The sequence below is a fragment of the Sinorhizobium garamanticum genome (genome assembly GCF_029892065.1).
Taxonomy (GTDB): domain Bacteria; phylum Pseudomonadota; class Alphaproteobacteria; order Rhizobiales; family Rhizobiaceae; genus Sinorhizobium; species Sinorhizobium garamanticum.
The window spans coordinates 723,811-739,169 of the sequence record NZ_CP120374.1 but is presented as its reverse complement, the minus strand read 5'-3'; the positions used below and the strand labels follow the sequence as shown (position 1 = coordinate 739,169).

Genomic DNA, 15,359 nt, shown 5'->3' with positions numbered 1-15,359 from the left:
CTTGATAAGATCGACAATGGCCATCAGTTTTTCTTTTGCAGTTCGGCTTGGCGCTCGCGCTGAGTGGACAGGATGCCAACATAGGCAATTAGCTGCTCGTCCAACAAGAGGGAAAACACATGCCCCAATGATGAAACCGAGCCGGACCACCCAGAGAGGAGAAAACATTCGACACTTGGGAGGACCACTTTCGCCGCGGCTATGCCCCCCAGCAAGGAATTCGAGTACTAAGTCATTCTACTTCAGACGGAATCGGAAAGGTCTTTCACCACGTCACCACGAAACCTCAATGGAGGATGAATATTTGGTCGTCGGGCGCCACGTTCAGGCGAACGACGGTTCAGCAAACAAGTTCTCCTTAGGTTTCGGCTTGCGCCGAAGACGGCGGCGCTGCGGGTAGATCCGGCAGAATCCGCTTTAGCGCATGCTGCCTTAGGCCGCTATTTTCTCCGCGCGCATTCTGGCAAGGACTTCTAACGCGTGCTCGAGCTCGATCGGCTTCTTGGTGACCGGGTCGAGATATTTGGCGTAGAGGATATAGGCTGCCGCAAAGACCTCATCGATGGAGAGCTTCCGGTTGCGGCGTGGGCTCGGCTGGCGATCGTCTGTAAGCCCCCAACCGGAATAGAAAGGGCATCCGACTGTCGTCACTTTGATTCCGCGCAATAGAGCCTCGAAACCCGAGAGCGAGGTGATGGTATAGACGTGATCGACGGTTTCAAGCGAGTCAGCGAGACTGATATCCTGTGTAAGGATCATCGCGATGTCGCGAACAAGCTCGGGGTTGGACTTCGCTTTGGCCGTGCCCCTCAATACTTCTGGATGCGGCTTGTATATGATCTGAGCGTCGGGATTTTCGGACGACGCCAGCCGAACGATATCGTTGTTCGTCACTCTTCTTGCGCAGCCATAGGTGATCGATGCATCGCGCTCCACCTGGCCGATAACGAGCACGCGCTGTCGGGTCTTCTTACCGTAAACCGAGGCGATATCGAGTGAATTACCGGAATTGTACTTGCTGAGCCGGCTCGCGAGCAGCTGCTCCCGGGCAGCCCTTGCTCGGTTCATTAACGCTCGATCGCCCTCGAAATCGTAGGTCTTTAGAATGTCTTCGAGGTCGGTCGGGCCGTTGGCGTTGAAATACATGTCCTGCGCGTCAAAGGCCAGCGAAAGCGGCGGCACCTTCAACGCGCCGAGCGCTATAGATCGGAGAAAGCCGTCCTCGACATAGCCGAAGGGGATGCTGTGGCGGGCGCAGAATTCCTTCAGCCTTGGCGGCCCGTTATATTGCCAGGCCAATACCCCGGCGCGTGGATCGCGAAGGAGCCGACGCTTCCAATAGAGATCGAATTCGAATGGCAAAAGACGGGGACGCGAAGGAATCACGTGCGCATCTGGAAACCAGTCACGTATGTAGGCTTTCCATCGACTGAAGCCGAACAGGAAAAGCGGAGGTCGTTCAGCATTCTGAGCGTAAACGATCCTCGGCTTCCGGTGGTTCAAAGCCATTTCCATGCTCCAATCCCGGGCCTTTCTCAGATCGCTTCCTTCTTGCGCGGATTAACTGTCACAGGATCATCCATTTTCTAAAGCCCAACCACTTTTCTTACGTCGTCCAACCGTTGGGACCAGGTGTGTTCTGCGAGCACATAACGTGCTCCTGCCTCCGCACGCTCCAAGTCCCGGGGCGAGGGGCCTCCCTTCAATCTGGCGAACAAATCTGTGGCCTCGGCAAAATCTCTGACAACGTGGCAGTATTCCGAGAAGTATCGATCGACAGCTACAGTTGGATTTGTCACTGCAATTCCACCACAAGCGAGAATCTCGACCAAGCGGCGTGAATACATTGACGGGGAGTCCTCAATTGTGTTCACGTTAAGTGAAATTAGATGGTCTCTGTATACCTGAGCTGTCTCTGAATGCGGAATTGACGCTCGAACCTCTATTCCTTCAAACTCAGGATATCGATAGTTCGCGGAATTGCGCTCGGAGTTCCGATCATAGACGACGGTCTTAACCCCGGCTGCTGCGCAAGCGGAAAACATTAGGTCCTGCCAATTGCGCCTGGCCTCGTGTATTTTTCGACTGTAGCTTCCGACGAAATTTGCCTTGTTGAATTTGAAGTCAAATCCGCGAAAATAATGGGTAGCTGTCTGTACGGGAAACATTAATGTGTTTACCGTAGTCCCGTTGCGGATTACTTTTTTGTATCTGGCTATGCAGTTCTCATCCACAGTAAATATGTGGTCAAACAATTGTGCGCTATCGATAAATCTATCAAAATGGACGCCATCTTCTTTGTTCCAGAAGACAGTCGGTATTCCGCGATCGCGGGCATACGACACGACCTTCTCTAGCTTTTTGTTGTTACTGTGCCCCCCTGGATACGATGCAACCTTATATTTCCACCGGCGTCTATGTCCCTCCCAAGCGGATTCAACGAACAACAAGTCCGGCTTCTGCAGGCGGAGCACCCATTTATAGTTCAGCGGCGTTAACGTCAGTGTGCGGCACTCCTTTGATAAGCATGCCGCTGTAAGGCTGTCAGAGATTAGCGCAATGGTTAACTCACTTGTTCGCATTCACGGATTCCGATTTCTTACGCATTTCGGACCAGGTGGGCTGACCTGTCGACAAGGTCTGCCCGCCTAGAGGTGCCGGTACGAGGCTGGGGCGAAGCGGGCACTCAAAAGAGTGGAGAGCATTAAACTCTCTGTATCAGCGCAATCTCACGCTTCACAGTCATCTCATAACCCGATTGGGATCGAACGCGAAGCGAAGCCGCATTGGAGAGCTTGGTGAACTCGGCGGGATTCGAGTACAGCCGCTCGATAGCATCGGCCATTGCGACATAGTCTTCCGCTGGTACCACGACCCCGCAGCTTTCATCAACGAACTCTGGGATGCATGCCACATTGGTTGTGATTGGCACCAGGCCTGAGGACATTGCTTCATCGCGTGACACGCCTTGGGCATCCATCCGTGTCGGGGTTAAAAAGATCCCGAAATCCTTGTGAATCTCTGCAATCTCCGCCTGTGTTAGGAATCGGCGCTCGATCCTTACATTTCCGAACGATTTTAGTGGAGCCGTCGTCTGTTCGAACAAGTCGCCGTCGCCATAGAGACAGAAAGTAAGGTTGTCAAATATGTCACGCTTTGAAAGCTCGAGTATGGCAGATACGGTCAGATCATTTGCGTATTTCCTACTCGCATATGGTCTGATTGATAAGATCTTCCCTCTATCGGCCTCATCTTTCTGTTCATATTCGAACATATCTGAGTCGATGAAATTGTGTACGATATGATATCTTGATTTATCCAGCTGCACCCCAATATCTGATTGGACCTCGTTCAGAAAATACTCTGAAACAAACACAAAATTTACATTGTGACTTGATTCGGAAAATACTCGCTGCCACAGCGCTTTGCGCTTGTCGCTCAATCGTTTCTGTCGTGCGACCTCTTGATCATCCATCCGCTCGAATTCGAAGGTCCGCCGCTGCCATACCTGAATTTCGGCGCCGTGGACCCATATGGTGATCTTTATGCGATCAAGGTAGTCTTTCAGAATACTCCACATGTGTTCGTCCAACAAATGTACCAGCACGTGCTTGACCTGCCCTGCCGCCAAAGTGGATCGAAGCAGTCCTGCGTCTCCTGTTGCGACGTCGATACCTTCGAACTCACAATAGCCAAAGGCCTCTTTGCTGATGCGAAATACTTCAGAAACCAACCCGTCTTTTTTGTAAGCGCGAAGGCGGCTGTGGAGGAAGCCGTAGCGATATAGGTCGTCATAGGCAGGATACTGCTTGGACAGGACTAGGTACGGCGAGCGAACGGCAAGTGCTGCAGGCCGTTCTATCTGGTTCCCGAGCACGACCGCCTCGATCTTTGCCTCACCCGCTGCCTGCACCCGCAAGCCAAATCGAACTGCCGTACAATTCTCTGGAATAGCGAGTGAATGGCGACCGCCGGCCTTATTTATCTGATGTGAAATTTTCGCGCCATTTTCGTCCCTAAACTCGAAAACGGTCCTCAAATCGAGATCGCCCCTGAAAACCAGTTCAAACTGGCTGTTCAGCACGAGGTTTAGCTCGTGTCTGTCAAATTCTCGGCCGCAGTAAAGATAGACGTGTTTGTCATTTGCGAGCTTGGAGCGCAAATGGAGTTGGCCGCCTTCCAGTCGCAAGTCTACTCCACTTGTAGCCTTAAGCATGCCATGCAGTTGCACAGCGCTTAGCTGCGGCAGCTCGTTAGATTTTGGTGAAGTTGAACTGCCGGCCACCGACGGATTCTCCGCGATTGGCATTATTTGATCCGCTAATGAGGCGCCCTTGTCGGCAATCGTCAGGTCTTCAACGTCCGACCTGATGGATTCAGGTAAGCGAGCGCCACCTTCAATGTAATGGAATTCATCAGTCGCTAGCATTTCCTGAAGCTGAACCATCGCGCCGCCGGGATCAGCAACCGCTGAACCAATCCAGTCTTCAGTGATGGCGGACGCTCGAACCAGCGCAGATCGAACAAACAATCTGTCTGTCTTACGATATTGGCGTTCGTCTTCGTGAAGGGTCAGGCCGCCATTTTTCGCTTGATAGCGGCTCACTTTCCCAAATGCCTTCGCGGAAGAATATCTTTGAGCTAATTGCAGATCTGTGAGGTATTCAGTGCCATAATAATCTTCAGGATGGAGGAAGCCGACAAGATCATCGCTGTTTGTGGCTTGAATATATTCAATGCAGGCTGCCTCGTTCGTGCATTCGACAACGCCGTCTACGTGGTCCGGCACACCGCCAGAATAGCGCTTCAATAGGACCAAGCGCTTATTGGGGTATCGCTGACGATTGAAGCTCTGCACCAACGATGCATATTCTTCCGGCGTCTCAGCAACTGAGAACAGGACAATCAGTGGTCGCGCCGACGATTGCGTGTCTCCGCTTAGCTTTGACCTTATATAGAACAACCGGTCGGCATATGTGTGCTCGGTCATGACCTTGCGCAGGCCGAGCAAGCGGAACTTGCGGTACCCAACTTCATCTTCGCAGATCGATTCGAGGCGTCGATGGAGTTCGGCGGCATCATCCGACGAAACTACCAGATCGCCGAACAGTAGTCTTACGCCGCGAGAAAAATTGGACGCAACAACAGTATTTGATGCGAGCAGCTCAAAAACACGTCGGGCAAACATGGTTTGCGACTGCTTTATAGTGTTCATATTGATGCCGTATCGATAGCCCTTATAGGCCTTATCAATCTCGGCAAAGGGCAACTTTCCCAATATCATTGGGGCGTATTGCTCAGGGAATGCATAATGTGGATGGGGATTGTCGAAGTTTCTGTCATAGATTTCGACAGGGCGCAGCGACCCGACAGCATCAATCAGGGCTGCGAAATCGCGTTGCCGCTCGGGATATCTTAAATAATAGGAGCCAGCGAAATTAAAAGCGTCTTTGCGATCGTATAACTCTATTGGGTTGTGAATCAAAGGCTGTGCCGCGAACGGAAGCAAATACACTCGTTCATGACCAACAGCCTCTTTGTATTTTGGAATGCAGTCAATGTCCGTTGTGAAGACATAGTCAACGCATTTTGCGATAAATACAAAGGTACTGAAGTGAACTGGATCTTCCTTGTTCCAGAAGAGGGACGGTATTTTTCTTTGTCTGCACCAGTCAATAAGTTCCAGCACCTCAGGGTCGGCGTTACTGATCTTCCCCTGCCAAAGACCATCCAGGCCCTTCCAGGCGGACTCGATGAACAGCAAATCGGCATCAAATTCTGTAAGCTGTTGCCGCCAGTTTTGCGGATCAAGCTGCAGCAGCGTGCATTCCGGCTCGTAGGAATGGACTGTAAATTCATCCATAATGCCGGCAACCCGCAACCTGCGCTTGTTGTCGACATTTAGCTTACAGGGAGGCGTCGCTAGCGCGCTAACTAGAACCCGCTCTTTTTTTTTTGCCCCTGTCTCCACTTCTTTCAACTTGGCCGCACGACGACGTTTTCCCTCTTTGTGAATACGTACAGCCTCCTTCGGAAACTGTACCAAACCCGACCACGAGTTTGTTGCGCGTATTAGGGCTGCGCCAAGTTGGTACGACAGCGTGTTTTTGGAGTTGGTTGCACGGGTCTCTGCAGCCAATCTTTGTTGTTCTGAACGGGTCAACAATTGCTGAGAACGTCGCAGGTCGGCCTCCAACTTGCCGATTCTCTCCTTGTCTGATTTATTTTCGGCAATGGTGCCTCGAAGTCGGGCAAGCTCGTTCGCCAGCTTCTCCTGCTCGGACAAAAGCTCTCGTTCTCGTCCTTCTTTCTTCTTGATGTTCTCTTCAAGCTTCAGCTTTTCAGCGGAGACAATTTTCATTGTCTCCGTGGTCTTCCTGATGCTCTCTTCAAGCTTGAGCTTTTCAGCGGTGACAACTTTCACCGTCTCTGTGGTCTTCTTTACTCTGTCTTCTAAGCGCGACACTTCATCTTTTTTGCCGGCCAATTCGTCACGAATAGCCCGCTCTACAAGAAAGAACGACTGTTCAAGTTGCTTCACCTCCTCGCTTGGAACGGAATCTCGGCCATTCTGAAGCGACCTATTTTCCGGTTTGACTGCAACCAGTCCGATCCAAGTACCAAGAAACTCCAACGCAATAACGTTAAAGTTGCGCGTTAAAAGATCGTGTATTTCCGTGAGATAGAACGTGCGCTTGTGATCGATAAAGTCATTTATCCCGAACGGTACCGTGACAATAATGTGACCGTTTGGCTTGAGGAACTTTGTCGCGGCATCAAGCATATCTTGCGGCCGAACTAAGTGCTCAAGCACCTCTGAAATCACAACCGTATCGAAAGGTTGATGTTCCTTCGGATCGACAGTGAGAAAATCAGCTTCAATAAATTTGACTCTCTCCCGTGTTGTTTCTGATTCGTTTGAGAGGTGTTCTTGAGCTTGTTCGATCACCTTTTTAGAGCTGTCGATACCCAGTACCACTCTTCCTTCTCGCCCGAGAAGGATGGGTACAATTCCGGAGCTGCAACCGATATCAAGGATCCTTTTTCCCTCGACCACACTACAGATCCAATGGATTCTCTTTTGCGTGCTGCGCATGAAATTGCGCCCAAGCTCTCCGTAGTATGCTTCCCACACCCGATCATGAGTAAGATCCTTGATCGACATGCGGTTACCTCCAGATCCCGCGAGTATCAACTAGCAACGCACCATCCCGCAGTACTGGCACTCGTTCTTTGAATCCCTTATGGTCAACAAGCATTACAACAACGTCCGCAATTTCGAGAGCTTCAGTTTGGGTCGAAAGCCGCGCCCCGCGCTTGGCAAGTTCCGCCGGTAGAGCGTCGATATTGGGTTCAACCACGTATATCTGCTCAGGATACTTATCCGCGAGGCGAAGCGCGATTTCGAGTGCGGGACTTTCACGAAGATCGTCGATATCTGGCTTGAACGACAGGCCCATGCACGCGATTTTGACCGAACTGGGGTGACGTCCGGTCTTGGCGACGACGGCGGCCACTGCAGTGTCAACCTTTGCCTCAACCCAATGGGGTTTGCTATCGTTCACTAACCTGGCGGTTCGGATCAGCCGAGATTCCTCGGGCGTCTTATTGACAATGAACCACGGATCCACCGCGATGCAATGACCGCCAACGCCGGGTCCCGGCTGCAGTATGTTTACGCGCGGGTGCCTGTTTGCAAGCTTGATTAGTTCCCAGACGTCAATATCTAATTTGTCGCAAATGAGAGACAGCTCGTTAGCAAACGCTATTGACACGTCGCGCGACGCGTTTTCGGTCAGCTTGCACATTTCCGCTGTGCGCGCGTCGGTCACGATGCATTCGCCTTGGACGAATACTTTATAGAGTGCTACCGCGGCTTCGGAGCATTTTCCTGTAAGGCCGCCAATTACCCGGTCATTTTCAACAAGCTCGCGGAGGACATGGCCGGGCAGGACTCTTTCCGGACAATGGGCGATACGTATATCTGACTCTTCACCCATGTCTTGCGGGAAACTAAGATCGGGCCGCTCCGCGGCCAGCCAAGCCGCCATCTGTTCAGTTGCGCCAACTGGAGAAGTTGACTCCAAAATTACAAGATCCCCCTTTTTCAAGACAGGGGCGATGGATTTAGAAGCGGCTTCGATGAAGCTTAGATCCGGTTCGTGACCGTCCCGAAACGGTGTAGGAACGGCAAGAAGGAAAGCCTCTGCGGGTTCTGGGATTGTTGTTGCCCGTAGGTAGCCTTCGGTGACGGCGGCATGTACCACCATATCCAACTCCGGCTCGACAATGTGGATTTTCCCCTGGTTAATTATGTCGACGGTTTCTTGGTTGACGTCAACGCCAATGACTTTAACGCCTCGTGCGGCAAATGCTGCGGCCGATGGTAACCCAATGTAGCCGAGGCCAATAATGGATATAGTTTTATTGATGAAGTGCTGCGGCATTATATTCCCTCTTTACTTGCAGAACGCGTCCTGAATCGCAGAAAGTATGCGAATGCAGGCCTGCCCATCGCCATAAGGATTGTGAGCAAACGCCATCTGATCGTAGGCCGATTTATCGTTCATCAATTGGCTCACGCCGGCCGCGATTTGAGCCGCGTCGGTTCCTACGAGCTTTACCGTCCCTGCCTTCACTGCTTCCGGACGCTCGGTCGTTTCGCGCATGACAAGTACCGGCTTGCCTAGGGAAGGCGCCTCCTCCTGAATACCCCCGGAATCTGTGAGAATGATGTGCGCTCGCGTCATCAGATACACAAATGGCAGATATTCCAGAGGTTCGATTAAGTGAACATTTGGAAGCCCGTTGAGGATGCGCCCCACTGGCTCACGAACATTTGGATTGAGGTGCACGGGGTATACAAAGTCGTCAGAAGGAAATTCTTTGCTTAGTTGCTGTATGGCAGAACAGATGCGCTCGAAGCCTCCTCCGAAATTCTCGCGGCGATGGCCGGTGATCAGCACAAGTCGGTCGCCGCGTAGGAAAGAGAAACGTTCTGCTAGATCGGATGCCAGTCGCGTGTCGGTCTCCAGCCTGCGTCGAACCTGAAGTAGCGCGTCGATGACCGTATTGCCGGTAACGTGTATTTCGTCGTTGGAAACTCCTTCTCGTAATAGGTTCAAACGCGATTCTTCCGTCGGAGCAAAGTGCAGTTTCGTCAACGCGCCCGTCAATTTCCTATTAGCTTCCTCCGGCCAAGGGGAATAGATATTTCCTGTCCGCAGCCCCGCTTCCACATGGCCCACTGGAATTTGGTGGTAGTAAGAGGCCAAAGTGGTCGCTAGTGTCGTCGATGTGTCCCCGTGGACCAGTACCATATCCGGTGAAAAACCCTTGAGAATTGGCTCAATACGCACCAGAATCTCGCTGGTGATCCCCGAAAGGGTTTGACCAGGCTTCATGATATCCAGATCATAGTTGGGCTCGATCTCGAACAGTTCCAAAACTTGGTCGAGCATCTGGCGGTGTTGAGCGGTCACGCAGACCCGAGCGTCTATTGTGTGCTGTTCCCTCAGCACTCTAACCAAAGGAGCCATTTTGATGGCTTCAGGCCGAGTTCCAAAGACTGTCAAAATTTTCATGCCGGCTATCTCGCAATCACTTCGTTGCTTAAATCGATGATACCCATGAGGGAACGCGTCGGGCGCATCAGTATCCAAATGAATTAGCCTGGGCAACAGCTAGTGGTGCAGAGTCACGGAAATTGAGCTTCTCCGAGGTCCAAGATGTGCCGCCCTTTCACCGAAGGAGGCCGTGGAATAGCCTGCGCAGGGCATCGCAACTCCTACGCGTTTGCAAGACAGAATGCTCGGGCTAAGCGCCGACGCGGCGTTGACATGTCTGCAGCGCGTCCTGACAAAGGCGACAACTAATGGCGAAGCCTAGAGTCGCCGACTGGTCGTCATGCCCGATCTCTGATGTTGTAATAGCTCATCACGCCGATCCCCCAAGCAAAGAGCAATCCAAGGGTCACCAGAAACGCATTCAGCAGACGGCTCGGATATTGCGCCAGTTCTGAAAGCGTCGGCTCGATGAAGAGTGCGAGATAGCGCTGACGGTTGTTTGCCTCGATTCGTGCCTTCTCAAGAGATGCAAGTGCGGCCGTGTAAGCACGCTCGGCGAATTCGCGCTCGGTCTCCAGTTCTTCGAACTGGGCGATGCGGCCGGCGACGTCCGGGGAGTTGTGGTCCCCCGTGGCAGATGTCCTTTCGCCAGTCCCCAGTCTCTGGCGTTCGACGGTGAGCTGCTGCTCAAGGCTTTCTATGCGCGTTTTCAGCACACGAATTCGCGGCGTGTCCTCGCTCATCTGGCTTTTCGCGGTGGCAAGATCGGCGTTAAGTTGCGTCAATTGCTGTTCCAGCGAGCCAATCAGCTGCACTGCGAGCTTCGCCCCTTCTTCCGGGCTGATCTCTTGTGATTTATCGCGATATTCACGGAGCGCCACGCGCGCCTTTGAAAGCCGCGCCTCTCCCGCCAACACCTCGTCCTGTGCGGCGCGCAGCACGTCGTTGCGCGCCGAAAGTGAGAGACTGTTCACGAGACTATCGCTCTGATCGACAATGAACTGAGCGATCTCCTGAGATTGGCGCGGATCGAAAGCCTTGACGGTCACCTCCATGATGCTGGAAGCGTGGTCGAAGTTGACGTTCACCATGCTGCGCCAATAGGCCAGCTTATCTTCGATCGGCAGATCGGAGCCGATGCCATAGAAATAGTCGAGCCCACGGGTGGCATAGACATCCTCGAGCTTGAACTTCCGATCGGCGGCAGCGACCATGCGTTCGCTCAGGATGTAATCCATGAGAATGTAGCTGTCCGAGACTGTACTGCCGCCCGAGGCTTGTGTGAACATGCCGAGAATATCGCTCGAAACACCACCCTCAATGCTGCGCACGGCAAAGGACGTTGAGCTATGATACTGGTCGGCGGCGATGAAGGCCATGTAGAGTGAAGCGAGCGTTGCAGGCAGGGCGACGAGGCCAAGAAAAGAGGCCCCGATAACCGTGTGGCGTAGTGCTCTCTTCTTCAGCCAGCCCGGTTTCCTATCAGGCTCTCCGGCCGGTGCGATTTTATCTTGGCGCTCCCTAAACGGAATGACAGGCGCGCTCTCACGCCCCAACAACCCCTCGAGAATGGCGATCCCCTTTCTTTTCGCATCGCCTTTGGCGGTCGGGGTATTCTCGTCGGCGTGCGCGGTTTTTAGCCTGTTCACCGCCGCGTCCTTGCTGACCGCCATTTAATTCCCTTTCATATTTTGGTCGTGTGCGCGGATCGCGTCCTCGACATCTTCATAATAGGTAAGCTTGCCTTTTTCCAGCACGACGCCGCAATCGCAATAATCGCGGATCGTGCCGGTGCTGTGCGAAACCATAATCAGGTCGGAATCCTGAAGTTTCGTCTGGAAAACAGCCTGGCACTTTTTCTTAAAATTTGAGTCACCAACAGCGGTGATCTCATCCACGAGATAATAATCGAAGTTGACGCCCATGCTCAAGCCGAAGGCGAGTCGCGCCTTCATGCCGGAGGAATAGGTGCCAACCGGCGCCTTGAAGAAGGGGCCGAGTTCGGCGAAATCCTCTACATAGTCGATGAGCTGCTCGGTATCGACGCCATAGATACGCGCGACGAAGCGCACATTCTGCTCGCCAGTCATCGCGCCCTGGAAGCTGCCTGCGAAGCCCAGCGGCCAGGAGATCTTGCCGCGGCGAATGATTCGACCCTTGTCAAGCTTGATGACGCCGGCGATGAGCCGGAGCAGGGTTGATTTTCCGGCGCCATTGCGGCCGAGTAGGCCGACACTCCTGCCCCGGTTGAGGGTCAGCGAGGCGTCCTCGATGATCGGCTTCTTGATGCCCTTCGTGCGGGCATATTTGGTCGCCTGCTCGAACCGGATCATTCGTTTCTCAGCGTCTTTCTAGAAAGGGTGAACACAAGCATTCCGGCAAACAATGTCAGAAATGCGAATCCAGAGAGGTATTCCATATCGAGACCGATTGCTCGGTACTGCAAACAAAAGCCTTGGCGGAAGCCCATGTGCATCAGAGGGTTGAGCAGCACGAGATCATGGTAGGGCGCGGGGATCGAATCAGGCGGGGCGCCGACAACACGCAAGTGGGTGGAAACATAGCTCACGTCAGTCACCCGAGCGGATAAAGAAGGCGGCCGACCATGCGGAGCCTTCGGTCCGACAGGCTCCGGAAGAAACGGATGGGATCGGCCCTAAAATCTTCGACATCGCGGTCATTGCCGACGCGGCGGATGACGGGCGCAATGACAGCGGTCAACAGGTGGCGCCATCCGAGAACGCCATACGGTCCCCAAGGGCGCCATTCCGGGCCCGAGGACGCCATTTCCCCTTCTGCGAGTTCCGCCATGATCGCCGCAACCGTTGTTTCGAATGACGTCTGCTTTCCCGTTTCCGGATCGGAGTAACGAGGATAAATGAGATAGGCGCCGGCGAAAAGCGCCTCGACGCTCAAGGCCCTCCTGCGGCGTGCGTTCGGCTGTCGGTCATCAGTCAGCCCCCAGCCTGAATAGAAGGGGCAGCCGAGCGTGGTGACCTTGATTCCGCGCAACAGCGCCTCGAAGCCGGCAAGCGACGTGATCGTGTAGACATGGTCGACTGTGCGCAGCGCCTCCGCCAGAGGCAGCTTTTCGGTCACGATCTGGCAGAGATGCGCGACTTCGGCCGGGTCGGACTGCGCCGGGCGTACTCGGCTCAAGACGTCCGGGTGCGGCTTGTAAAGGATTTGCGCGTCCGGCTGCTCGCGCGCGGCCACGCGCACGAGGTCGTTGTTGTTGAGACGCGCGAGGCAGCCATAGCGAATCGACGCATCATCCTCGACCTGGCCTACCACGAGCACACGCTTGCGAGTTTTCGTGCCGTAGACCTGCTCGGCGCTCCGCCGCGATCCGTCGTTATATTTGCTGATGCCCCGGTCCAGGAGAAACTGGATGCCTGCCTTGGCGCGCGCCATCAGCGACGCGTCCCCGTCGAAATCATAAGTCTTTAGGATCAGTTCGAGGTCGGAGGCCTGCCGGCAATCGAAATAGGGCGCGCGCCGATCCAAGGCCAGCGAGAACGGCGCGGTTCGGCTAGCGCTTGGGCGGGTCGAACGGATGAAACCGTCCTCGACGAACCACAAGGGAATGTCATGGGCCTTTGCGACATTGATCAGACGGTCGGGCGCGTCCCCCCAGACAAGAAATTCGCAAGCCTTCGTCGCCAAAATGCGTGGCGTCCATACGTGTTCAAAATCCCGATCGCTGACGCTGGGCGGCACAAACTGAAAAAGTCGCTCGGGAAAGTAGCTTCGCAGAATCGGTCGTTTCCACTCGCTAACCTGGAACGCGAACGTCGCGATCCGATGTGCGTTCGACGCGGCGTCGCCCTGCTGCGGGTCCTCGGTGAAGAAAGAGTACGCCAAGTCGTCACACGCCCATTTGGTTAACGGATAGGGACACGTTGTGGTTGACTGAGGCACGACACGCCGTCCCGTTCGGCAGTGCCCCACCGCTTGCTGACGCGGAGCCCCTCAGACCGGCCTCGAGACGTTCTGCAAGGTTTTTGTTCGCGCGTGCAAGCATTGAACGGTTAGGCAAATACATCATTGTCGGCCTAGCGCCAAGCCTCAGTGCACTGGCGGCTGTTCTTAGCCGCGACCGCCTCCGCGCAAATGATCATCATCCGCCCGTCACCGCATTCGCCCCGATATCGTTCGTGAAATCGTCGTTGCGGATGAGGGCTTCAGAGCCGCCCTCGAGCTTGTTGTTGCGGACTATGTTGCGCTGGGCGAAGTCAAGATTGCTGGCGCTGCTGCCGAAGGGGGAAGCCGGCTCGTCGGAGCAGTAGCTGCGGTTGCCGTTGCGGGAGTTCAGCCAGACAGCCGGCTGGGTTAGGAAAGCCGGTCCATAGCGGAATGTGTTGCCGGTGATCTGATTGAACTGGGGTTTCTGATGGCGGATGACACCACCTTCTCCGCAGTTGCGATAGACGAATATTCCGCCGTTTTCGGGGCGTTCGAAAGTGTTGTTGGCAATCCTGTTGTTCGCCGAGCCGTCGATCGCGATCAGTTCCCGGTTTTCGGTGGTGATTGCGAAGACATTGTTGCTGATCGTGTTGTTGGCGGATTCCGCGTCGAGATAAACGGCGACGGACGTCGACTTACCGTCAATTCGTGAGTCGACGAGGGCTGCCCCGGTCACCCCGGGTCCGATGTAGAGGGGTATGCCTTCAGGCGCATTGAAAGTCACATTTTCCAGCCGAACGTTCTTCGGGGCCGAGGCTTGTGCGAAGGCCGTGTGGTTGGCGTTCAGCGACGACGCTTTCATGATCTCGCCATTGGCGTTTTCGCCGAGCCCATAAATGCGGGCGAAGCCGTTGATCCTGCAGTTGCGGATCGTGACGTTGGATGGCGCGGACCAGGCTCCGGAGCCGTTTTTGCTGGACCGGACGGCGACCGCTGTTTTCTGCTTCCGGGATGTGCCTGCGCTGACATCGATGGTCCCTCCACCGCAATCCAGTACCGATCCAGAGGCGGCAGCGCCTTCGAAGACGAGGGGATGCGTGATGACGTCTGCTGATGAAAGGCGGATGCTGCAGTCGAGCGAAACGGCATTCGTGCCGGGGGCCTTCAGCTTGGCATGCACGTCAGCGCCGCAGGCGGGCCTTGGATCCGTCTTATCCGTGGCCGGCGCAGGAGCGGGTGGAACGGCCGGCTGCTCGGAGACGGGCTGCTGCTCGATCGGAGGTCTGGGCGGCTCGCTGAAGGCAGCGTCCGCCACCATCGCCAGATCGCTTTGGCAACTCGCCAGGATGAGGCTTGCCAGGAATAGGCTTATGGTCTTTGTGGGATACATCATCAGCTCCAGTCGTGGGTCCGTGTGAAACGGAATCAGCGTTTTCGCCTGGCCGGTCCGAATCGCGCGATCATGTGTGCCCTTTTCTGCCATCTTCGGAAGACAATTGGCAACGATCCGCGATGAAAGCCAAGGGCGGCCGAGCCGTGATGATGGGGAGGGTTGGGTTCCCGAGCGCGAGATAATCGGCGCTGAGGTGCGCCTAATCGAAACTCAGTGAAGAGGGTAGATCCTGCGATCGCAGGACGACAGAGAGATTGGACACGCGACGCACACGGTTGAATACCGACCTGCACAGGCATTGCCGAGTTCGATGGGCGGGACCTGCTGAGATACTTGTCAACGAGGGTAGGGCGCCGATTGCACTGGGCCTCTAATGAGACTGACCAGGAGGCGAGCCCACTACCTGTGAGAGCGGGCAGGGCGACCGGAAGGAGTCGATCTCAAGCACTAATTCCAGGTGGCGGAGGTAACTCAGCCAAACAATGCAACTGAGC

The 15,359-nt window shown here is 54.5% G+C and carries 9 protein-coding genes and 1 pseudogene; all 10 read right to left on the bottom strand.

What is annotated here, in order from left to right; genetic code table 11:
- Positions 1 to 432: 432 nt before the first annotated feature.
- Positions 433 to 1,509, bottom strand: a complete 1,077-nt coding sequence (locus PZN02_RS23420) for a capsular polysaccharide export protein, LipB/KpsS family (RefSeq protein WP_280663038.1) — start codon at positions 1,507 to 1,509, stop codon at positions 433 to 435.
- A 77-nt stretch (positions 1,510 to 1,586) separates the two neighbouring features.
- On the bottom strand, positions 1,587 to 2,582 hold the full coding sequence (locus PZN02_RS23415) for a CgeB family protein (RefSeq protein ID WP_280663037.1): 996 nt from the start codon (positions 2,580 to 2,582) through the stop codon (positions 1,587 to 1,589).
- A 122-nt stretch (positions 2,583 to 2,704) separates the two neighbouring features.
- Positions 2,705 to 7,165 carry a methyltransferase domain-containing protein gene (locus tag PZN02_RS23410; RefSeq protein ID WP_280663036.1) on the bottom strand — a complete coding sequence of 1,487 codons (4,461 nt, stop codon included), beginning with the start codon at positions 7,163 to 7,165 and terminating at the stop codon, positions 2,705 to 2,707.
- A 4-nt stretch (positions 7,166 to 7,169) separates the two neighbouring features.
- On the bottom strand, positions 7,170 to 8,447 hold the full coding sequence (wecC, locus tag PZN02_RS23405) for a UDP-N-acetyl-D-mannosamine dehydrogenase (RefSeq protein ID WP_280663035.1): 1,278 nt from the start codon (positions 8,445 to 8,447) through the stop codon (positions 7,170 to 7,172).
- A 12-nt stretch (positions 8,448 to 8,459) separates the two neighbouring features.
- Positions 8,460 to 9,584 carry a non-hydrolyzing UDP-N-acetylglucosamine 2-epimerase gene (gene wecB, locus PZN02_RS23400; protein ID WP_280663034.1) on the bottom strand — a complete coding sequence of 375 codons (1,125 nt, stop codon included), beginning with the start codon at positions 9,582 to 9,584 and terminating at the stop codon, positions 8,460 to 8,462.
- 320 nt (positions 9,585 to 9,904) lie between these two features.
- Positions 9,905 to 11,239, bottom strand: a complete 1,335-nt coding sequence (locus PZN02_RS23395) for a KpsE/RkpR family capsule polysaccharide export protein (protein ID WP_280663033.1) — start codon at positions 11,237 to 11,239, stop codon at positions 9,905 to 9,907.
- Positions 11,240 to 11,899 (bottom strand): ABC transporter ATP-binding protein, encoded by a 660-nt coding sequence (locus tag PZN02_RS23390; RefSeq protein ID WP_280663032.1) that lies wholly within the window; start codon positions 11,897 to 11,899, stop codon positions 11,240 to 11,242.
- Positions 11,896 to 12,093 (bottom strand): annotated as a pseudogene (locus PZN02_RS23385) (ABC transporter permease); the annotation flags it as partial. The pseudogene PZN02_RS23385 and the gene PZN02_RS23390, both read right to left, overlap by 4 nt.
- Positions 12,094 to 12,140: 47 nt before the next feature.
- Positions 12,141 to 13,367 carry a capsular polysaccharide export protein, LipB/KpsS family gene (locus tag PZN02_RS23380; RefSeq protein WP_280663244.1) on the bottom strand — a complete coding sequence of 409 codons (1,227 nt, stop codon included), beginning with the start codon at positions 13,365 to 13,367 and terminating at the stop codon, positions 12,141 to 12,143.
- Between the two features lie 319 nt (positions 13,368 to 13,686).
- Positions 13,687 to 14,865: a NosD domain-containing protein gene (locus PZN02_RS23375; protein WP_280663031.1), complete on the bottom strand. Its 1,179-nt coding sequence runs from the start codon at positions 14,863 to 14,865 to the stop codon at positions 13,687 to 13,689.
- Positions 14,866 to 15,359: the final 494 nt, after the last annotated feature.